Here is a 21,058-nt window from a genome sequence, read left to right as displayed (position 1 = left end):
TTAGTTGCGCGCGGCTTCGTGCGCGGCAGCTCTTACAGCTTTTTCCTGTGCCTTTTCGGTGGTGCCTAGGCGCCACCGAATTGTGAGACGCGTTCGAGACGATAGCCAGGAAGTCACGCACGTTGGACGTCTCGAAGTGGACTCTACATCAAACTGCAGGAGTTTCCAGGGAACACGTCACTGTGAATGCTCTCAGGCCTACTTGAACTCCGCTGCTCCGGACCAGGGCGAGATATTTTTTCCTGCGCGAGCCAAAGACCTCCGCACAGCCCAAAATAGCGGTACCTCCTCTCCGCATCTGGTCAAAGCCCGCCCAGTGCATTCACGGTGAAGGCCAACACGCCCATGTTGAACAGGAAGGCGGCCATAGACTGACCCAGAACCACGCGCCGCATGTGACGGCCGCTGATAGCCACATCCGACGTCTGGAAGGTCATCCCGAGCGTGAAGCTGAAGTAGAGGAAGTCCCAGTAGCTGGGCGCCTTGGCATGCGGGACCTCAAGGCCCCCGCGATCTCCGTCCCCATCGGGGGAATAGTAGAGATGGGCGTAGTGCAAGGCAAACACCGTGTTCGCAAACAACCAGGTGAACGCGAGTGTCGCAACGATGAGAGCCACACCTTCCCAGCGCATCGTTGCCTTGCTGGCAATCAATGTTCCGACGGCAAAGAGGATGACAGTTGAGATGAGAACCGTGATGGTGAGGAGCGCCGCACGATTTGCATCGTTGGTCTTTGCGGTTGCTCGCATCGTCGGGGTGTCGTCATTGAGGAGGGGTAGAACGGCCGCAAAGAAGACAAGGGCTCCGGCGTCGAAGCCGATAAGGAGCCCGATGCGGGGGTCGCCCAGCTTTATGCTCGCAATGATCGAAACCAGGACGAACGCGGCGCTGAAGAGCAGGAATTTTGGCGGCGCGATATGGCGCCCCAGCAAGGCTCGTGCACGGTCAAACATTCTTGCCCCCTGTCGTTTGCTGCGTGTCTGATTGCGGCTCGGCCTGGGTTGAGGTCGATCGCGGCAGCCGGATCATGGTCTGCTGGGCCATTGCGCCATTGGCGATGATGATTTCCCGGCCGTCGTCAGTCCGAAGCACCGTGTAGCCGAGCGAGATGTCCTCGACGGTGCCGACCTCGAATTCATCTTTGGTGGGAGCGGCGATCTGAATGCGATCACCACGACGAAAGGGCTTGTAGAGGACCAGGCTGATGCCGGCGACGAGGTTGCCGAGGGTGGTCTGGGCCGCGAAGCCGACGATGACCGATACGAGGCTGACCCCCGCGAGCAAGGCCGTCCCGATACGGTTGAGAGGCGGAACGAGATGCGCATAGCAGGCGAGCAAGATCAGCCACAGGATCAGGATCGCGAGATGACTCAGGAATGAGAGCGTGATCTGGTCGATACGATCGGACTGGTCGTGCTTGAGGGCCGTTGCGATCAGGCGGCGCACAACCCAGGACAAGATTATCCCGAGGACGAAGAATATCCCGCCATAGACCAGCGCCCCGATGATCTGCGTCGGATCGAACAGTTGCATGACCAGTGGCCCGAACAGCTCCTTCATAGATCGAGGACCGTGATTGTATCGCCCTCGAGCAGTGCCGGGGCATTGGCTTGTCGGCGGGCAATGAGGTTCGCAGCAGCGAGGGGCAGCTGCGCGGACGCGGACTGCTTGTCGATGATACGGACCGCGGAATATTCCTGCCGCGCATAGAGGAAGAGCTCTTTCGAGCCGCCGGCCGGGACGGCGTGTTCCAGTTTCGCTTCGTGCCATGCGAATGCCGCGTCGAACCCACGTCCACCAAGAGCGGATAGAAGCGGCGCGAGGAACAGGCGCGCAGCGATCAGAGCGCCCGCCGGATTGCCGGGGAGCCCCAGGACATGCGTCCTGCCGATGCGGCCATACCAGACCGGTTTCCCGGGTTTCATGGCGACACCGGCGAAGTCGAGCTCGAGCCCGAGCGCCAGCAGGGCTGGCCGGGAAAGGTCTCGGTCACCGCTTGCCGCTCCGCCAAGGACGACGACCATGTCGGCACGTTCGATCGCAAAGCGGGTCGCCTGCTCGATTGACCCCGCCTCGTCGCCGACGATCGCCTTTCCGTCGGTCTCGGCGCCCCATAGGCGGGCGAAGAGGAGCAGCGCATCGGTGAGGCTATCTGGCACGCCCATGGTGCGCGCCGCCGCCTCGCCGGCCGGGCTCAGTTCATCGCCGCTGGCGACGATCCGCAGCCTTGGCCGCCGGTGAACGACCGCGAAGGGCTGATCGGACGCGGTCGCGACAATCAAACGAGCCGGATCGAGGAGCGTGCCAGCATCAAGCAGGATCTGCCCAGTACTGAAATCGGTTGCACGCTTGCGGATATGCCGGCCCATTGGGAGCGGCTCCACCAGGGATATGCATTCCGCCCTCTCCTCGACCAGTTCGAAGGGGATGACCCGGTCCGCGTTCGCCGGAACGGGCGCGCCCGTCGTGATGCGCCACGCCATGTGCCGATCCAAGGGCATTCCGGGCAGTCCACCCGCATAGGTGGTTCCGGCAATTGCGAGGTTGCCGAGCCCGGGCGTCAATGTATCCTCACGCACGGCAAAGCCATCCATCGCTGCGACGTCGGCGCGCGGAGAATCGACCCTCGCGCTCAAGGGTTCGGCGAGCACGCGTCCGGCAGCCTCGGCGATCGGGATCGTCTCCGGGTCGAGGGGCCGTACATGAACGCGCATGAGGTTATGGGCGCGCTCATACGATAGATTGGCCTCGCACGGCGCGCTCACAGCGGCTGCTCCGCGAAGGTCGCGGCGGTTGCCGCAAGATCTGCTGGGGTATTGATGTTGGGCGGGATGAACGGGGCGGTGACGGATCGCGCGCCGATCGCGCGGCCAAACGCTCTCATGCTTCGGTCGTGCCCGCCGTCGAGAATCCGGCGAAGTACGGTCAAGCTTGTGGTTGACCAGAGCCCGATGACCGGCACGGCCTCAAGGCAGGCCGGCGCTGGATCGAGTATTTCCAGTATGTCCGAAGGGAGGCGGACGCAATCGACGGGAATGCTCAGCACCTGTTCGAACCCGCTCTCGGCCGCATAGGCCAGTCCCCCGGCGAGCCCACCCAGAGGCCCAAGGCCCGGACACGGCCAGTCCGGCACCGACAGCATCAGGTCGTTCGGGCGGCCGACGACGGCGATGCGATCGCAATAGGGCGATAAGGTCCGCAAGGCGTGGTCGAGCAGTTCGCGCCCGTCGAGGGTCGCATGGGCCTTGTCGGATCCGAAGCGGCTCGATTTGCCGCCGGCCAGGACGACGCCAAGCGTCCTCATTCGATATTGCCGTGATCGTCGTTGACGATGAGAGCAGAATCGGTCCGAGCCAATGTGACAAGCGTCAGGCCGGCCTTGACCGCTCGCTCGACGGCAAGGCTCGTCGGCGCTGAAATGGTGACCAGCATCGGACAGCCGGCACGGACGGTCTTTTCCACGAGTTCATAGCTGCACCGGGCCGTGAGCAGAAAGAAGCCCGTGCCCGGATCGATCCCTTCGGTGGCGAGGGCCCCGATGAGCTTGTCGAGCGCATTGTGCCGCCCGACATCCTCGCGAACGCGCAGGATCGCTCCATCGGGCGCGCAGAACGCTGCGGCATGGACCGCGCCGGTTGCGCGTCCAAGAGGCTGATGGTCGCGAAGCGCGCCGAGGGCGCGTGCGATCGCGTTCCGATCGGTGGAAATATGGGCCTCGACCTTGGGCAGCGGTCGCAACACCTGTTCGATATTTTCCATGCCGCAGATGCCGCAGCTGCTTTCGGTCACGCGGAGCCTGGCGCGTTCGAAGGCACGGTCGGCGCGTTCAATGGGCAGGGTGATGCGCGCGACCATGCCGCCGTCCACCTTGTGAATGTCGATCGAAAGCACCTGGTCTGCCCGCTCGATGATTCCCTCGCTCAAAGCAAAGCCGAGAGCATAGTCGCGAAGATCGGCCGGGGTCGCCATCATGACCGCGTAGCCGATCCCGCAAACCTCGATCGAAATGGGCGTTTCAAGTGGAACGCTGCGCAGCATCGCGCAGTCGCCCAGTTCGGCAAAGCCGAGGCGGCGAACTGCGAGATTGACGGTCTGTAGCCTTGGCACTGGCGTTATACCTTGTTCAGACATCATACTGTGGGTCATTCCCCGCTCATTTGTTCAAGCTTCCTCCGGTCAAGCTTCAACCGGCCGCCGGTGTCGCCGCCGGAGGATCGAGGACCACCGATGCCTCGGAAGTTTGCGTCTGATAGGAGAGCGTTTCCTGCAGATAGAGCTCGACCGCCTCGCCGTCGTGGTTGAGATAGCCGATCGACAGATCCTGGCCGATCGTGAGCTCGAAATCGCCGCCGCGCGTCGTGACCACCACACCGCCCTTGACCGCCGGGCTCCAGATGATCTCTTTGTCGACGAGCTTCTGGATGTGTTTCAGCACCGGGTAGCCGTCGTCGCTGCCTCCCGTGATGGCTGTATAGGGGTCGGCGCCGAGCAGCAGAGCATAGGGACCGTTGACGCCGGCGAGGCGTAGTTCGTTGACGGCTCGTTCGATGACCTCGGGATAGGCGCGGATGTCGGTAGGCAGCGTCAGTTTCTCATTGCTCGTGATCTGGCGGATGCCCTGGATGCCGACAGCCTCATAACCCTCGACCACGACATGGTCCTCGGCATAGGCGATCGTCTTGGCCGCGTCCTTGAGCGGCTGCCAGTCAGAGTCGTTGGAACCGCGCTCGACATCGTCGATCGCCTTGCGCGTTAGCTTGAAGGGCACGCGCAGTTCGATGACGGGCTTGGCCTCGCGCTTCGCGACCTTGAGGCCATCGCAGAGCGGCAGGACGTCGCTTGCGTGTCCCGTGCCGACGGCCGACAGGTCGAAGCCCTTGGGTCCGAGCAGATCGACCAGCTTGCGGGCGGCGAGATAGCGCTTGAGCGTGCGGGACGCTTCCTCTTCGATCTGCGCCCAGGCGGCGGCCGAGATGGGAGCCAGTTCGCGGTGGAGATTGTTCATGTCAGTCCTCATCCTTTAAAGATCCGATGCCAAGGGACGCGCCCGCATTCGTTGCCGGAGCCCCGGCAGCGGGTGTTGTCGTATCAGCGGAACTTGGTGCCGCCGCCGGGGCAGCCGGCGTCACATCGTCCAGAAAGCTGGCCGTCGGCACGAAGAACAACGTGCCGGTCACCGCACGGCTGAAATCGAGGATCCGATCGTAGTTGCCGGGCGGGTTGCCGGCGAACATGTTCTGCAGCATGCGCTCCGTACGGCTGGGGGACCGGGCGTAGCCGATGAAGTAAGTACCGAACTCGCCCTTGCCAATATCGCCGAAGGGCATGTTGTCGCGCAGGATGTCGAGTTGGTTGCCCTCCTCATCCTCGATGACATTCAACACGTTGTGCGCGAACGGCTGTTTCTTGCTGTCTTCGATCTCGATGTCCGACAGCTTCTTGCGACCGATGATGCCTTCCTGCTGTTCGACGGGAACGGCATTCCACTTGGGGAGATCGTGGAGATATTTCTGGACGATCACGTAGCTTCCGCCCGCAAAATGGGGGTCTTCCGAGCCGATAATGGCCGCTTCGGCGACCGCCCGGCCAGTTGGATTCTCGGTCCCGTCGACGAAGCCCAGAAGATCTCTCTCGTCGAAATATTTGAAGCCATGGGTCTCATCGACGACGGTGATCGCACCGCGGAGCCGATCCATCATCTGGAGCGCGAGCTCGAAGCACTGGTCCATCTGGGTGGCGCGGATATGGAAGAGAAGGTCTCCGGGCGTCGAGACCGCGTGATGAACCCCGTGGATTTCCTGAAACGGGTGCAACTCCTTCGGTCGCGGAGCGCCGAAAAGGCGATCCCACGCCTCTGAACCAAATCCCATGACGCAGGAGAGGCCGCCATCGAGGTCGCGAAAGCCCACAGCGCGAACGAAAGCCGACAGATCCGCGCAGAATGACCGCACCGCATCTGCGTACTCACTGCCCTCGTTGATTGTCGCGACAAGGAATATCGCCGAGCGCGAGAGCTTCGCTGCGACTGGTTGACTTTCGATGTTTCCAATGGCGTCCACAAATTCACTCCCTTTTGGGTGGCAGATCGGATCAAGGCCGCTGCGATGCCCGTCATTCTTCCGCCAGGCTCTTCGCTTTCTCAAGCGCTTCAGCGATCCTTCCGACCATATAAAAGGCGGATTCAGGAAGCCCGTCGAACTCGCCGCTGCGCAGCCGCCGAAAGCCCGAAATTGTGTCATCGAGGTCGACGAACCGACTGGGAGTTCCGCTGAAGACCTCCGCGACGAAAAGCGGCCGGGAGAGAAAGCAGTCGATCTTGCGCGCGCGCTCAACGGTCGGGTCGCTGTGCATTCGCCGGGATCGGACTGACCGGCGGCGCGTCGGAACGGACGGCTGGGTTTGGCGCCCGGGCGCCACGCGCGCTTTCGCGCGCTTTGCGGTTGGTGCCTGTGTCATTCGGGGCGGTCATAATGCGTCTCCGGCCCTGGTGTGCATCCCGTTGTTTGTGGTTGGCCGCCAGCTACTCACTCCGGGGGCGGCAGCTGCTGATAGGCGTGGCCGGTCCGGCTGATCTCGTCCTGAAGAGCCTGCGGGACCTCCGTGTCCGCGACCGTACTGCTGAACACCCAGTCGGCCGCGTCGGGAATGGCGGAAAGCCCCGTTCCATAACGGATGTAGAGCAGCAGGCCTGGCTTCTTCGGATTGATGAAACATTCGATCTCAAGCATCGCTCAGCTCCGGTCAGATTGTGTTTGGGCGAAAGACCGATAGATTTGGCCGCGAAGGGCTGACCTCCCTAGCCGGCGTCCAGATCCTTGAAAGCGTGGCCGTTGGCCTCGATCTCGTTGACCGTGGCCGCCGGCACCTCGTCTGGCCCAACGGTGCCGTCGAAGAGCCAGTCCTTTGCGTCGACGAGATCGGGAAGTCCGGCTCCCTTCTTGACGTAGAGGCCGATCATCGGCTTCTTCGGGCTCACGTAAAAATCAAACTCATCCATCACCGCTCTCCTTTGGCCTGGTCGCCCACGCCGCTGCCATGCGTTCTCAGGCTCGACGCTCGCCAGCGTAACCAAAGCCAGGAGCGATGCGCGCAACCGGCCTCGCCTGGGTTCTTGAGCCGGATGAAACTCTGGCCGCGGTTCCAATGCACAGCGGGATTCGGTTTCTCCGGCTCCTTCACCCGCATCAGAGGAGCAATAGGCGTGCCAGATGGCATCTGGCCGGATTTCAAGGAATTAGGCTCTGAAAAGCGTTGGCGGCGGACAAAAAGTCCAAAGTGACGGTGACAAATTGTCGTGAGGCCGATCGACAAGAAGGGATGCACCTCGCCGAATGCGGTGCTACTTGTGCGCGGAACGGATAAGAGGATTCATTCACATGCGGTGAGGTGCCCTCGGCTGACACGATCGCATCCGTCGGGCAACGGATGCGGGGACTATGCGATGGTGGATCGGGCGGTACGAAAACAAGAGGCCGACGGGGTGGACCCCGATTTCTGGCCGTGGCTCGCGCAAGCCTCGATCCTGATCGTCGATGATGAAGCTGGCCTGCGAAACTTCCTCGTCAAGACGCTGAAGCCCCGGTGCAAACTGATCGATGAAGCCTTCGACACGCGGGAAGCGTCGCGCAAGCTGGACGAGCAACCCTATGACGTCGTCATCCTGGACAATGTCCTGCCCGGCAAGTCGGGTCTGGAATGGCTTGCCGAACAGCGCGCGACGGGTTTCTTCGCCGACGTCATCCTGATCACCGCGCATGCCGATCTCGACACCGCGATCGCTGCCCTTCGTGTCGGCGTCGTCGACTTCGTGCTGAAACCATTCCGATCGAACCAGCTTCTGAGCGCCGTCTCCCGCTGCCTGGATCGCAATCGCCTGCAACGGGAAAATATGGTTCTCCGCCAGGAGCTCAAAAGCGTTTCTGGGTTGGAAGGGCTGCGCAACAAGTTCTGCGGGGAGTCTCACGCGATCGAGGAGGTGCGTGAGCTGATCTCGCGCGTAGCCCCGCTGCCCAGCACCGTATTGCTGACCGGGGAATCCGGGACGGGCAAAGAGGTGGCTGCGCGCTCGATCCACGCCCTTTCTCAGCGCGCCGACAAACTGTTCGTGCCGGTCAACTGCTGCGCCATCCCCGCCGATCTGCTCGAGAGCGAGCTGTTCGGCCATTTGAAAGGTTCCTTCACAGGCGCCAGCGGCGCGAGAGAGGGGCTCATCCAATATGCGCAGGGAGGGACCATCTTCCTCGACGAGATCGGGGATCTGCCCCCTGCCCTGCAGGCCAAGCTTCTGCGCGTTCTGGAAGAGCGCAGGGTTCGGCCAGTCGGATCCGAACGGGACATTCCCATCGACGTGCGCTTCATCTTCGCCACCAACGCCGACCTGCCAACCCGCGTGGAAGCCGGCACCTTCCGGCAGGATCTCTTCTATCGGATCAATGTGATGGAGATCCATATGCCGCGGCTCGCCGAACGGGGTGAGGATGTTCTGGATCTGGCATCGCTGTTCATGCGCGAGCTGTCCGCGCAGCTCGGACTTCCCACCGTGTCCATTGACGACAAGGTCCGGGCTCATCTGGCCCGCTACGCTTGGCCGGGCAACGTCCGCGAGCTGCGGAATTTCATCGAGCGCGCCCTCATTCTAGGACGTTTCCCCAAGCTGTATGAACGTGTCGAAGAGCGGAACGATCGCAAGGCGAAAACCCTCGCCGACGTCGAACGGCGGCACATATTGTCGATTTTGAGGGAGACCGATGGCGACCGCGAGGAAGCCGCCCGCAGACTTGGCATTTCCCGAAAAACCGTCGATCGGAAGTGCGCGACCTGGAATGTCTAGCATGACCGGCAAGGCGGTCCGCACACGGCACTCGGTCCGCTATCGACTGCTCGCCATTGCGCTGCTGCCCATGCTGGTCATCCTGCCGATCTTCCTCGGCGTCGCAATGTACCGCTGGAACGCTAGGTTCGACGCCATGCTGCTATCGAAAGCGGACGGCGATCTCACGATCGCTGACCAATATATGGCGCAGATCCTCGAGGGCATGGAGACTTCGCTCCAGTCACTAGGCGCGTCTGCCCGCTTTCGCGACGCAATGGGCACCGATCCGCGCTCGGCTCATGGCCTGCCCGCCTTGCTTGGCCGTGAGGCCCGCCAGAAGCATTATGACTTCCTGTATGTCATCAGCGCGAAGAACGAGATCATCGCCTCGAATATCCCCCTGCGTGCTGCTGCCATGCGCTCCGACTGGCCGGTGTTGCGCGCGGCGCTGGCCGGCAAGGCGAAGACCGGGATCGACCTCTTCTCCGCCGCCGACCTCCAGGCGGTTTCGCCCAAACTCGCCGAGGTTGCGCAAATCAGGCTCGTTCCCACCGAGAAAGCGGTCCCCACGACGAAGGTGATCGAAACAAGGGGAATGGTGGTTCATTCGGCTGCGCCGATCAGATTACCCAATGGCGAGCCGGCGGCCCTGGTGAGCGGAACCCTGCTCAATCGCAATCTCCGCTTCGTCGATACCATCAACGGGCTCGTCTATCATGACGCCAGCCTCCCCGAAGGGAGCGCCGGGACGGCATCGCTCTTTATCGATGATGTCCGGATCAGCACGAACGTGCGTCTGCTCAAGGATCAAAGAGCCATCGGAACGCGTGTCTCGTCGGCGGTGCGCACGGCTGTGCTCGAGCACGGAGAGAATTGGCTCGACAGCGCCTTCGTCGTGAACGACTGGTATGTGTCTGCCTACAGGCCGATCCTGGACACGGGAGGGCGCCGGGCCGGCATGCTTTATGTCGGCTTTCTCGAAAGGCCGTTCACCACGATGCGGCACGAGATCCTGCTCTCGATCACTTTCGCCTTCCTCCTTGTCACAGGACTGACGGTGCCGCTGTTCCTGAAATGGGCGACCGACATCTTCAGGCCGCTCGAGCGCATGTCGTCCACCATCAGCAAGGTCGAGGAGGGCGATCTCGCCGCCCGCACCGACCACGCCGATGGGAATGATGAAATCGGCCAGGTTGCCCAGCATCTCGATCACCTGCTCGAGCAGGTTCAGGATCGGGATCGGCAGCTGCGCGAATGGAACAGCGAGCTGAACAGGCGCGTCGAGGAGCGAACGGAACATCTCGTACGAGCCCGCAAGCAGATCGAGGATACGACCAAGCAGCTGGTCATGGCGGAAAAGCTGGCGGCAATCGGCGAGATCACGGCCGGCGTCGCCCACGAGATCAACAACCCGCTCGCGGTCATGCAAGGCAATCTCGAGATCATACGCGACGCCATGGGCGACCGGGCGGCCGAAGCCCAGTTCGAATTCCAGCTTCTCGACGAGCAGATCCAGCGGATCGGCGATATCGTTAGAAAGCTCCTCCAATTCGCCAAGCCGGCGGAATATGCGGGATATGAGGAAATCAACGGCTTGCCTCAGATCGTTACCGACACGATGCCGCTCGTGGAGCATTTGCTGAAGAAGACGGCGATTGTCGTCGAGCGGGACGATCACGCGACGCACACGGTGCGCATGAACAAGACCGAGTTGCAGCAGGTGCTCGTCAACCTGATCGTGAACGCGGTGCATGCCATGCCCGAAGGGGGAACGCTAGGGTTGCGGACCTTCGACCAGGACCGCGATGACGGCGCGGCCGGGTCCGCCGTCGCAGTGACGGACACGGGCACCGGAATGTCCAAAGCCGTGCTGAAACATATATTCGACCCTTTCTTCACGACAAAGCAACGTGAAGGAAATGGCCTCGGCCTCTCCATCTGCCAGATGCTGGTCTTGCAGGCCGGAGGGGCACTTTCGGTCGAGAGCGAACCGGGCAATGGAACCACCTTCTCCGTGTGGCTTCCCGATGCCGCCGAGGCTCGCGAGGACGAAGGACATTCTGTCTAGCGGTATCGGGACAGTCTGTCCTGACCGCGCGCGGTCAGGCCTCACAATTCGAGTATTTCTAGCTTCTTAACGCCGTTCTCGGGATCGGCATAGTTCTTGCTCCCTCAACTTCGTCGCGCAACGGAGTGTTCCCGAGATGTCGCAGCAAGTGGAGAGGCAGTCGCTACATCGTGGCTCAATCGCTGCCCCCTGCAGGGCGCGCCTCCTGTCGCCGACGCGCATTCACCCGCCAGCAAACGAACCCTAGAACCAGAGGAGTAGCGAGATGGGCAAGGCCATCGGAATTGACCTGGGCACCACCAATTCGTGCGTTTCCGTCATGGACGGCAAGTCCGCCCGCATGATCGAGAACTCCGAGGGCGCGCGCACCACGCCGTCCATCGTGGCATTCGCGAAGGACGGCGAGCGACTGGTCGGGCAGCCGGCAAAGCGTCAGGCGGTGACCAATCCCGCGAACACCATCTTCGCGGTGAAGCGCCTCATCGGCCGGCGCTTCGGCGACCCGATTGTCGAGCGCGACAAGGATCTCGTCCCCTACCAGATCGTCGAAGGCCCCAATGGCGACGCCTGGGTGGAGGCGGACGGCAAGCAATATTCGCCCTCGCAGATCTCCGCCTTCATCCTGCAGAAGATGAAGGAAACCGCAGAAGCGCATCTCGGAGAGACGGTCACTCAGGCGGTGATCACGGTGCCGGCCTATTTCAACGACGCCCAGCGCCAGGCCACCAAGGACGCCGGCAAGATCGCCGGGCTTGATGTGCTGCGCATCATCAACGAGCCGACCGCCGCGGCACTAGCCTATGGTCTGGAAAAGAAGAAGCAGGGCAAGGTCGCCGTCTACGATCTGGGCGGCGGCACCTTCGACATCTCGATCCTCGACATCGGCGATGGCGTCTTCGAGGTGAAGTCGACCAACGGCGACACCTTCCTAGGCGGCGAGGATTTCGACATGCGCATCGTCAGCTATCTGGCCGACGAGTTCAAGAAGGAACAGGGCATCGACCTGCGCGGCGACAAGCTCGCGCTCCAGCGGCTGAAGGAAGCGGCCGAAAAGGCGAAGATCGAGCTCTCGACCACCAAGCAGACCGAGATCAACCTTCCCTATGTCTCAGCCGACGCCTCCGGGCCGAAGCACCTGCTTATCACCCTCACCCGCAGCAAACTGGAATCGCTGGTCGAGGATCTCGTCCAGCGCACGATGGAGCCCTGCCTCAACGCACTCCAGGATGCCGGCCTGAAGGCCGAGCAGATCGACGAGGTGATCCTGGTCGGCGGCATGACCCGCATGCCCAAAATCCAGGAGACCGTGCAGAAGATCTTCGGCAAGGAACCGCACAAGGGCGTCAATCCTGACGAGGTGGTGGCGATCGGCGCCGCGATCCAGGCGGGCGTGCTGCAGGGTGACGTCGAGGATATCCTGCTGCTCGACGTGACGCCGCTTTCGCTCGGGATCGAGACGCTCGGTGGCGTCTTCACGCGTCTCATCGACCGCAACACCACCGTCCCCGCCAAGCGGAGCCAGACCTTCTCGACCGCCGAGGACAATCAGCCCGCAGTGACGATCCGTGTATTCCAGGGCGAGCGCGAGATGGCGGCCGACAACAAGCTGCTGGGTCAGTTCGATCTGACCGACATCCCGGCTGCCCCGCGCGGCACGCCGCAGATCGAGGTGACTTTCGACATCGACGCCAACGGCATCGTCAACGTTTCGGCGAAGGACAAGGGCACCGGCAAGGAGCAGAATATCCGCATCCAGGCCTCGGGCGGTCTGTCAGATGACGATATCAAACGTATGGTCAAGGACGCCGAGGATCACGCCGCCGAGGACAAGAAGCGCAGGGAGGTGATTGAGGCGAAGAACCTCGCCGAGGCGGTCCTGCACACGACAGAGCGCGCCTATGAGGAGCACAAGGACAAAATGTCCGATGGCGATCGCGAAGCCGTCAATGCGGCCATTGCGGACCTCAAGGAAGCACTCGGCGGCACCGATGTCGACGCGATTTCCGCAAAGCTCGCCGCCCTTCAGGGCGCCGCTGCGAAGATCGAGGCCGCGAGCAGCGTTGGACCGGCGCCCGAGGCACCCGCGTCGAACGACGACGAAATCGTCGACGCCGAATTCAGCGAGGTTAGCGACGACGACGGAAAGAAGTCTTGAGCGCCAAGCTTCGTCGCTGCTGAAACGACCATATACAGCCCCGGCGGCCAGCGGGTCGGTGTTTCTCGGCGCCGCTCGCAGCCGGGGTGAGGTATCGTTACAATCGAAGCAAGACAGCCAGAACAAGGGGCGGATCAATTCGCATGGCATCGCAATCTAATGCAGCTTCACCGACGGGCCAGTCCTGGCGGCCAGGGGGTAGACCATGAGCAATCCTTATGAGGTGCTTGGGGTCTCCTCGACCGCGTCGGCCGACGAGATACAGAAGGCCTATCGCAAGCTCGCGAAAAAGCTCCATCCGGACCTTAACCCGGGCGACAAGGCGGCCGAGGAGAAATTCAAGGAGGTCGCGGGCGCCTACGATCTGCTCAGCGACCCGGAGAAGCGCAAACGCTTCGACGCCGGCGAAATCGACGAGACAGGTGCCGAGCGGCCGCAACATCAATATTATCGCGACTTTTCCGGCGACGACTACAGTCCCTATGCGAGCAGCGCCGGTTTTGCCGACTTCGGCGAAGGCGACGATCCGTTCGCAGACCTGTTCCGCCGCAGCGCCCAGGCCCGCGCGAACCGCCACGGCCAGGACATGCATTACCGCCTCACGATCAGCTTCGTGGAATCGATCACGGGCGGCGATCAGAGGATCACGCTTCCGACCGGCGGAACGCTCGACGTCAAGATCCCGGCCGGGATCCTCGACGGCAAGACCCTTCGCCTCAAGGGGAAAGGTGCCCCCGGCATGGGGAGCGGCCGGCCCGGCGACGCCTTGATTGAGATCGAGGTGCGTCCCGATCCGCGCTTCACCCGCGAGGGCGACGACATAACCGTCGAAGTCCCGATTTCGCTGACGGAAGCGGTACTGGGCGGCAAGATTCGCGTGGCAACGCCCACTGGGGACGTCACGATGACCGTGCCTGCAGGGTCGAACACGGGGAGCAAGCTCAGATTGAAGGGCAAGGGGGCTCCCAAGCGTGGCGGCGGTCGCGGCGACGAGTTTGTGGAGCTCAAAATCATGCTGCCCAAACCGACCGATCCGGCGCTCGAGCAGTTCGTGTCGAGTTGGGAAGCGGGCAAAACCTTCAATCCGCGTGAGGACGCGAACGCACGATGATCGAGATAGACGAATTTCTGGCGCAATCGGGTATCGACCGGCGTTTGCTCGAGGATTGGATCGAACGCGAATGGCTCTTGCCCGAACGCAAGGCGAAGCGGGTCATCCTTTCGGACATCGACGCCGCGCGCGCCCGCTTCATCCGGGACCTCAAGTCCGATCTCGGCGTCAATGACGAAGGCGTCGACATCGTCCTTCATCTCGTCGACCAGCTCCATGGGCTGCGCGGAGCCGTGACCCATATCCGGACTGAGATACGCATAGCGCGGCCCCCGAGGCTGCGCGGGCGCAAGCCGAGATGATCCCTGTCGGGCAGCGCTGAGGCACCGGCGGCTGCGAAACGAGAGCAAAATCTTCATGTGGAACGCATCGTCCGACACTTCACCCGATCGAAGGACTGCCCCAGAAGAGCGGGTCCACCACGTACTGATCGTCGGCGCTGGTTTCGGCGGAATCGAGGCTGCGCGGAATCTAAGAAACGTGCCGGTCAAGGTGACCTTGCTCGACCGGCGAAACTACCACCTCTTCCAGCCGCTCCTCTATCAGGTGGCTGGCACTGCGATCGCGCCCTCGGATATCGCCTGGCCCGTGCGGTCGCTGATCCGCAATGCGCCGAACGTCACGACCCTTCTGGGCGAAGCGATCTATGTGAATGGCCGGGAGAAATGGGTCCTCACCAGCTATGGCGCGACGATATATTTCGACACGCTCATCCTGGCCACGGGCGCGCGGCATTCCTATTTCGGGCATGACGATTGGGAGCCCTATGCGCCGGGGCTCAAGGCCATCGAGGACGCGACCCATATACGCCGCGACATCCTCCTAGCCTTCGAGGAAGCCGAGCGCACCCAAGACCCAGTCGAGCGCCAGAAATATCTCACATTCGCCATCGTCGGGGGCGGTCCGACCGGCGTCGAGCTGGCAGGAACGCTGGCCGAGCTCGCCCATGAGACATTGCGCGGCGAATTCCGCAACGTGAACCTCGACAAGGTACGCGTGGTGCTGATCGAAGGGGGTCCGCGCATCCTGCCAAGCTTCAAGGAAAGCTTGTCCGACTACGCGCAGCGGGCCCTCGAGAGGCTTGGTGCGGAAGTCTGGGTCAACCGGTCGGTGACATCCTGCGACGCGGATGGCGTCGCCATCGGGGAAGAGCGCCTTTCCGCCAAGACGATCCTGTGGGCCGCCGGCGTGGCGGCCTCACCGGTCGCGGAATGGCTGCACTTGCCCTGCGATCGCCCAGGCCGCGTACTCGTCGAGCCGGATCTCACCGCGCCTGGCTTTCCAGACATCTTCGTGATCGGCGATACCGCCCACGTCGAGGACGCGGAGGGAAAGCTGGTCCCAGGCGTCGCGCCCGCCGCAAAGCAGGAAGGGCGCTATGTCGCGCGCGTGATTGACGCGCGGCTGAGCGGCGGAAGTAGCCCCGGCCCATTCCGCTATGTCGATGCAGGCAGCCTTGCGACGATCGGCAAGCGGGCGGCGGTCGTGGATTTTGGTTGGATACGGCTTCGCGGCCGGCTGGCCTGGTGGCTCTGGGGCGCGGTCCACATTTTCTTCCTGATCGGGGTGCGCAACCGTGTGATCGTCGCCCTGAGTTGGATGTGGAGCTATGCGACCGGCCAGCGCAGCGCGCGGCTCATCACTGAGACGGGGCCCGAAACCGACGATGAGCCAATTTAGCCGACATCGGCATGCGCGTTCCGAGCCATCAACCAAGCAACTGACAGGAGGAATGGGATATGTTCAGCGAGTTCAAAACCTTCATCGCACGCGGCAATGTGATCGATCTCGCGGTCGCGGTGATCATCGGCGCCGCATTCGGGAAGATCGTGACGTCGTTCACCGAGGACGTGATCATGCCAGTGATCGGCAAGATATTCGGCGGCCTGGACTTTTCGAGCCATTTCATCATCCTTTCACCTGACAAGGTTCCGGCGGCTCTTGCCAATTCGACCGACTATGCCGCCCTCAAAAAGGCGGGCGTGCCGTTGCTTGGTTACGGCGAGTTCGTGACGCAGGCCGTCAATTTCCTGATCCTCGCCTTCATCATTTTCCTGCTGGTGCGGAGCGTCAACAAGGCAATGGCGGCCCAGCAGACCGCTGAAGGAGCACCCGCTCCTGACAGCGCCGAGGTCGTGTTGCTTCGCGAGATCCGCGACGCTCTGAAGAAGTGACCCGCTGTTCGCGCGAAAATTCTTCTGCCCGGATGGTCATGGACGAGTCGACCGAGTTGGCCGGCTCGTCCGATCTCTGCGCCGAGCGATTCTCATCGAGGGCGCGAATGTTTCAAACCCAGCGTCTGTACAATCTGACTACTCGCGAGCTTAAGATGCCTCCTGATCCCGAATAGTCACATTGGCGTAGCCTTCCTTGCGGAACAAGGCCGCCATATGCTCTGCTGTCGCTCGGCTCGCAGCGTAAATGACCCAAAGGACATTCTGGTGCAGTCCGCTAATCTGAAATCTCATCTGGCCCACCCCGCGCGGTTTTCGTCAATGCCTAGGGAGACAGCTCCAATTCAGTCGAGGGGCTGCGGCTTCTGATCCTCCAGGAAGGGCCGGATCAGATCCTCGTTCACGATATCGCGGGTCGCCTGCGGCGTGAGAGTGCCCCCAACGATCGCCAGGCCCCTGGCCGCCTCAAACAGGAGGGACCGGACATCATCTTCCGAGAGCAAACCTTTGGCCACCAGCGTGCGGACCAGCGCGCGCAAGATCAGCGGTTCAATATCGCGATGTCCCAATGGTAGATCTTCTTCCATCATGATAATCTATCCTCCTGTCGATATTTGGTGCTCGTTGAGAAACTCAGGGCACAGTTACATGGTCAATCTTTGGACGGCTGTCGCAGCGTAGGAACAGATCAATGTGCTGCGCATTCCGTTTAGGTGCACAGGGCCGCTTTGAACCGCTTCAAAGGGCGCGATCTCGAGCAATGGAGAGCAACCATGGGTAAATCCGACGCTGACCTAGAGTCACTCGACAACGAAGCGGCCGCCGAGCAGGGCGCAGATGAGGCGGCCGCGGACAACGCGGTGAAACGCGCCGCAGACGCTGTTGTGCCTCCTCCCGTTCCGGGTGACGAGACACCAACGGATGCTGACCTGGTTGCCGAGGACGATGCCGCGGCCGCCGAAGAAGAAGAAGGCGTCTCCGAAGCGGATGCAGCCGTCGATAAAGCGGCCGATAGGGCCATTTGACATCCGGTATGAAATAGGGCGTCACCAGCACCATGCGCTCCGTGGCCTGATGTATCTGCCACACGAGCAAGGACTCGAAGCCCTCGAGCCGATAATCGGCCCCGCTCGGCAGGAGCTGGACGATAGCGGTGCCCGTCGCATCGGGGACGCGAATGGGATGGTCCGGCATCACGCCGGTCTCCAGGCACCAGTCGCCGCGCACGATCGCTTCCATCTCCGCGACGGCGGGACCGGTCACCCTGGCGACCAATTCATGGTTCACGACGCCAGGCCGGAAATCCTTCGCCACGAGATTTTGCGATCCCGCATATCCGATGTGCCCGTCGATGACGAAGAGCTTGCGATGATCGCGCATGTCTCCGCGCGAGCGGTCGCGCAATATGCACCAGGGCAGTGCCTCCCGAACATCGACACCCTGGCTCCGCAGCATTTTCAAGGTTCCCTTGCGCCAGCTGTGCGAGCCGACCGGATCGAACATGACCCGTGCCTCGACGCCTCGCTTGACCGCTCGGCCCAGCGCCGCAGCAATGCGTTGCCCGACATGATCGTCGGCAAAGATGTAGACGAGGAGGTGAACGAAACTGTTGGCGCCGTCGATGTCCTGTTCGAGCCTGTTGATCACGGCGTCATAGACGTCGATCAGCTCAACAGAATTGCCCGAGACCACCGGCATGCGGCCAAGATCGTCGGCCAGCTCGGCGATTGCCGCCTTGTCGCCGAGCTCCGGCGAGTTCTCCGCCGATGCCAACACGGTTTCGCGGAAATAGGGCACCAAGGACGCGAACCGCTCTGTCCTCCATGCGGGAAAGCGAGGACTTCCAATGAGGAGGTAGAGCAGCAGGCCTGGAATCGGCAGGAAGAAGATGAGCAACAGCCAGGCGCGGGTGGCGTTTGCCGTGCGCCGCTGCGGCACGACCAGCAGCGCACCGATCCGCACAATCCATTCGGCCACATACCATAGAGTCGCGAAGTGAAAGGACATGCCGCCCCTTTCTCAGCTCAGGATACCGTTCCGCGGCTCAGCCGGGGCGGGAAGATCATCGACAGCGAGAAGCGCGAGCATCTCGCGCTCAACGGTTCGTCGAAGCGCATAGAGAGGGAGGCAATTCGGCTCGAGACCAAACGGATCCTCGAGCTGGTGGCCGAGCGCGTCGAGACCGAAGAAGGTGTAGGCGGTGAGCAGCACCGGCAGGAGCGTCCACCAATCCAACGAGCCTGCCAGCGCGAATGGCAGCATCACGCAGAAGATCAGCGCAGTGCGCTGTAACAGAAGCGAATAGGCGAATGGAACCGGCGTCGAGGCGATACGCTCGCATGCGCCCTGTACCTCGGACAAACGGTGCATCTCTCGCTCGAGAACCGAATAATGGATCGGCGTGATAGCGCCCTCGCCCATCAGCTTGAGGAGCAGCTCCCCCAACTGATTCAACACGGCGTTGGTCGGGTTGGGTCCCTTGGCTGCTGGTCCAATTTTGATCCACAACTTGATCGCCGCAGGTTCATCGGCGCCGCGGAGCCGCGCCGCCAGACCCGAAGCGAAGCCACAAATGCCGCGCAGGAGGTCGTTCCGATCCTCCTCCTTGAAATTCGATGTTTGGCGCGCGAGGCAGCGGGACGCGACGATCAGCTCTCCCCATAGCTGGCGGCCCTCCCACCATCGCGTGTAGCAGGCGTTGTTCCTGAAGCTCATGAACACCGAGAGCGCGATGCCGATCAACGTGAAGGGCATGGCGGAAATCCGCGCGAAGATGCCCGGATGATCCTTTGCGGCCAGGATCGCGATGACGCTCACAAGGGCGATTGTTCCAAGTCGGCGCGCGATGCGCGGCAGAATTGAGCCATGTATGGCAGTCAGAACATCCTTGAGGCTGGGTTGCGATCTTACGATCATGTTCCGTCTGTTTCCTGGTCAGAATGGAATTCGCGCGCATCTCGTTCCTCTTGAGCGAGCTGCCTGCAGGACGACCGGGCCGTGGCAGGTCGGATATGACAGCCTGTCACCACAGCCCGCCTGCCCCCTCGCAAGGGTCGTGCGTTTGTGCCGCGGCAAGCATTGCATGACGATGCCCCATCAGGTCCGCGCGGCCTTTCGCAGTGTAAAGGCAAGGCTGGTGAGGAAAAAGCCGCGGAACAGGAAGCTGAAACCGACCATGGCAGCCACGAAGGCAAGCCCGGTGAGGGGCCCGCTGATCACCAGATACCCGCCCAGCACGATGTCGATCACGCCGAGCAGTGCGCGCCAGACGCGGTCATGACCACCCTGGAACACATAGATGATCTGGAAGATGCCCGAGACGAGAAGCCAGAGCCCGATCGCCCATCCGAGCGATGCCGCACCTTGGAACGGGTCGAACAGGACGAACGCCCCGGCGAGGATAGCGATGATCCCGAGCAGGATCTCAAGTATTTTGGACCGCGTCGACAAGGCGGAGACGCCCGCGATAATCGCGAACACGCCATAGATGACGAGACTGACACCGAAGACGACGCCGGTCGCGAAGCCAGTGGCGATCGGATTGAAAAACGCCAGTATCCCGCCGAATATCAAGAAAATTCCATAGGCCAGGATCCAACCCCAACCCTTCGAGCCGTCTTCGATGGGAAACAGTCCCTGGGCCTTACTATAGTTGCTCATATCTTCCTCCCTGTCTCCTGGCTGGCATTTGCTGCAAAACTTCCACTATTTGCCGGCCGCCCTCGGGTGGCCTCAATTGATCGGATAACTGCCGAAGCGCTTCCGCGTCGCTGACTCGAACTGCCGCAGAGTCTGCGGCTTCACGAACAATGCGACCACATCCGGATGAGCGGCGCGAACCCTTGCTTCGAGCCCTGCCACGCAATCCTCGATCTGATCGGTCATCAGACCGTCCTCGAACTCGATGCTGAGCGCGACGATCGATTGATGCGGCGACAGTTGCGCCGTGAGCGCGCTGTTCGCGTTAGCGACCCCCGGCTGCTCTTCCACCAAACGGCAAATCGCCTCGACCAGCGCCGGCGGTGCCCGCTCACCGATCAGCAGGCTCTTGCTCTCGATGGCCAGCAGGCCGGCGGTGATCGCCAGGACCAAACCTATGAGGATCGAAGCGATGCCGTCGAACACCGGCATGTCAAGGAAGTCAGCGGCCATGATCCCCGCGCCCGCGAAGGCGATGCCGATGAGCGCTGCACTATCCTCGAAGAGGACCATGAAGGCGGGCGGATCCTTGCTCTGGCGGAATGCTCTCCAAAAGCTCAGATCGCCCCGCGCCCGCTTGAAGCCGCGCCACGCCACGATCCAGGACGCGCCTTCGAACACGAACGACAGACCGAGCACCACATAGCTTACCAGCGCATATTCGATCGGCTCCGGATCGATCACATGGCGCACGCCCTGGTAGAGCGAGACGCCAGCGCCGAGCCCGAACAGAAGCAGAGCCACGATGAAGCTCCAAAAATAGAGCTCGCGGCCATATCCAAAGGGGTGGACGAGATTCGGGCGACGCTCAGATTGTCGGAAGCCATAGAGAAGCAGCCCCTCGTTGCCGGTATCGACGATCGAGTGGACGGCTTCGCTGAACATCGCAGCGCTTCCGGTGACAACGGCAGCGGCGAGTTTCGTACACGCCACCGCGACGTTCCCGGCCAAGGCGGCATAGACGGTCAGCCGCGACGAATGCGGTTCGGCGCTTGATCCTGTTGCTACCGTCGTCAAGCAGGGGCCCTCCGCACCATTG

The 21,058-nt window shown here is 62.1% G+C and carries 21 protein-coding genes and 1 pseudogene; 7 read left to right on the top strand and 15 right to left on the bottom strand.

All coding sequences use genetic code 11. The features are described from left to right. Positions 1-302 precede the first annotated feature (302 nt). The 10 genes and pseudogenes from MOK15_RS03295 to MOK15_RS03250 form a co-directional block, all read right to left on the bottom strand. A complete protein-coding gene (locus MOK15_RS03295) occupies positions 303-953 on the bottom strand; it encodes a DUF1345 domain-containing protein (RefSeq protein WP_242930299.1) in 651 nt (216 codons plus the stop codon). Then, positions 946-1,560: a mechanosensitive ion channel domain-containing protein gene (locus MOK15_RS03290; protein ID WP_242930298.1), complete on the bottom strand. Its 615-nt coding sequence runs from the start codon at positions 1,558-1,560 to the stop codon at positions 946-948. Before MOK15_RS03290 ends, MOK15_RS03295 begins: the two co-directional genes overlap by 8 nt. Next, positions 1,557-2,765, bottom strand: a complete 1,209-nt coding sequence (locus MOK15_RS21975; protein ID WP_347567169.1) for a molybdopterin molybdotransferase MoeA — start codon at positions 2,763-2,765, stop codon at positions 1,557-1,559. The genes MOK15_RS03290 and MOK15_RS21975 overlap by 4 nt, the downstream gene beginning before the upstream one ends. Beyond that, positions 2,762-3,304: an NTP transferase domain-containing protein gene (locus tag MOK15_RS03280; RefSeq protein ID WP_242930296.1), complete on the bottom strand. Its 543-nt coding sequence runs from the start codon at positions 3,302-3,304 to the stop codon at positions 2,762-2,764. Before MOK15_RS03280 ends, MOK15_RS21975 begins: the two co-directional genes overlap by 4 nt. After that, on the bottom strand, positions 3,301-4,107 hold the full coding sequence (gene fdhD, locus MOK15_RS03275) for a formate dehydrogenase accessory sulfurtransferase FdhD (RefSeq protein WP_242930295.1): 807 nt from the start codon (positions 4,105-4,107) through the stop codon (positions 3,301-3,303). Before fdhD ends, MOK15_RS03280 begins: the two co-directional genes overlap by 4 nt. Before the next feature lie 76 nt (positions 4,108-4,183). Next, complete coding sequence (locus MOK15_RS03270) at positions 4,184-5,005, bottom strand: family 1 encapsulin nanocompartment shell protein (RefSeq protein WP_242930294.1); 822 nt, start codon at positions 5,003-5,005, stop codon at positions 4,184-4,186. Position 5,006: 1 nt separating this feature from the next. Beyond that, on the bottom strand, positions 5,007-6,050 hold the full coding sequence (locus MOK15_RS03265; RefSeq protein WP_347567215.1) for a Dyp-type peroxidase: 1,044 nt from the start codon (positions 6,048-6,050) through the stop codon (positions 5,007-5,009). A 61-nt stretch (positions 6,051-6,111) separates the two neighbouring features. Continuing rightward, positions 6,112-6,333: pseudogene (locus MOK15_RS03260) on the bottom strand (F0F1 ATP synthase subunit beta); the annotation flags it as partial. Positions 6,334-6,524: 191 nt separating this feature from the next. Then, positions 6,525-6,728: a hypothetical protein gene (locus MOK15_RS03255; RefSeq protein ID WP_242930292.1), complete on the bottom strand. Its 204-nt coding sequence runs from the start codon at positions 6,726-6,728 to the stop codon at positions 6,525-6,527. Between the two features lie 68 nt (positions 6,729-6,796). Then, positions 6,797-6,997 carry a hypothetical protein gene (locus MOK15_RS03250; protein WP_242930291.1) on the bottom strand — a complete coding sequence of 67 codons (201 nt, stop codon included), beginning with the start codon at positions 6,995-6,997 and terminating at the stop codon, positions 6,797-6,799. A 444-nt stretch (positions 6,998-7,441) separates the two neighbouring features. Here MOK15_RS03250 and MOK15_RS03245 point away from each other — a divergent pair, with 444 nt between their 5' ends. The 7 genes from MOK15_RS03245 (at position 7,442) to mscL (ending at position 16,320) form a co-directional block, all read left to right on the top strand. Continuing rightward, a complete protein-coding gene (locus tag MOK15_RS03245) occupies positions 7,442-8,830 on the top strand; it encodes a sigma-54 dependent transcriptional regulator (RefSeq protein ID WP_242930290.1) in 1,389 nt (462 codons plus the stop codon). A 1-nt stretch (position 8,831) separates the two neighbouring features. Further along, entirely contained in the window at positions 8,832-10,880 is a 2,049-nt protein-coding gene (locus MOK15_RS03240) for a HAMP domain-containing sensor histidine kinase (protein WP_242930289.1), read from the top strand. Positions 10,881-11,145: 265 nt separating this feature from the next. After that, entirely contained in the window at positions 11,146-13,035 is a 1,890-nt protein-coding gene (gene dnaK / locus MOK15_RS03235) for a molecular chaperone DnaK (RefSeq protein ID WP_242930288.1), read from the top strand. 205 nt (positions 13,036-13,240) lie between these two features. Then, complete coding sequence (locus MOK15_RS03230; protein ID WP_242930287.1) at positions 13,241-14,146, top strand: DnaJ C-terminal domain-containing protein; 906 nt, start codon at positions 13,241-13,243, stop codon at positions 14,144-14,146. Further along, positions 14,143-14,448 (top strand): chaperone modulator CbpM, encoded by a 306-nt coding sequence (locus tag MOK15_RS03225; RefSeq protein WP_242930286.1) that lies wholly within the window; start codon positions 14,143-14,145, stop codon positions 14,446-14,448. Before MOK15_RS03230 ends, MOK15_RS03225 begins: the two co-directional genes overlap by 4 nt. A gap of 55 nt (positions 14,449-14,503) precedes the next feature. Beyond that, entirely contained in the window at positions 14,504-15,826 is a 1,323-nt protein-coding gene (locus MOK15_RS03220; protein WP_242930285.1) for an NAD(P)/FAD-dependent oxidoreductase, read from the top strand. A 59-nt stretch (positions 15,827-15,885) separates the two neighbouring features. Next, positions 15,886-16,320: a large conductance mechanosensitive channel protein MscL gene (mscL, locus tag MOK15_RS03215; RefSeq protein ID WP_242930284.1), complete on the top strand. Its 435-nt coding sequence runs from the start codon at positions 15,886-15,888 to the stop codon at positions 16,318-16,320. A gap of 344 nt (positions 16,321-16,664) precedes the next feature. On the opposite strand, the gene MOK15_RS03210 is transcribed toward mscL, so the two are convergent. The 5 genes from MOK15_RS03210 to MOK15_RS03190 all read right to left on the bottom strand — a co-directional run bounded on the left by MOK15_RS03210 (position 16,665) and on the right by MOK15_RS03190 (position 21,036). Next, on the bottom strand, positions 16,665-16,910 hold the full coding sequence (locus MOK15_RS03210) for a hypothetical protein (protein WP_242930283.1): 246 nt from the start codon (positions 16,908-16,910) through the stop codon (positions 16,665-16,667). Between the two features lie 148 nt (positions 16,911-17,058). Further along, the gene (locus tag MOK15_RS03205) at positions 17,059-18,327 is read right to left on the bottom strand and encodes a phospholipase D-like domain-containing protein (protein ID WP_242930282.1); all 1,269 of its coding nucleotides are present in this window, start codon (positions 18,325-18,327) and stop codon (positions 17,059-17,061) included. A 12-nt stretch (positions 18,328-18,339) separates the two neighbouring features. After that, positions 18,340-19,236, bottom strand: a complete 897-nt coding sequence (locus tag MOK15_RS03200; RefSeq protein ID WP_242930281.1) for a bestrophin family protein — start codon at positions 19,234-19,236, stop codon at positions 18,340-18,342. 180 nt (positions 19,237-19,416) lie between these two features. After that, positions 19,417-19,980 (bottom strand): HdeD family acid-resistance protein, encoded by a 564-nt coding sequence (locus MOK15_RS03195; protein WP_242930280.1) that lies wholly within the window; start codon positions 19,978-19,980, stop codon positions 19,417-19,419. A gap of 72 nt (positions 19,981-20,052) precedes the next feature. Beyond that, positions 20,053-21,036 (bottom strand): cation diffusion facilitator family transporter, encoded by a 984-nt coding sequence (locus MOK15_RS03190; RefSeq protein WP_242930279.1) that lies wholly within the window; start codon positions 21,034-21,036, stop codon positions 20,053-20,055. Positions 21,037-21,058 lie beyond the last annotated feature (22 nt).

It is taken from the genome of Sphingobium sp. BYY-5 (assembly GCF_022758885.1).
Taxonomy (GTDB): Bacteria; Pseudomonadota; Alphaproteobacteria; order Sphingomonadales; family Sphingomonadaceae; genus Sphingobium.
The sequence above is the reverse complement of the archived record's forward strand: the minus strand, read 5'-3'. Positions and strand labels throughout refer to the sequence as shown.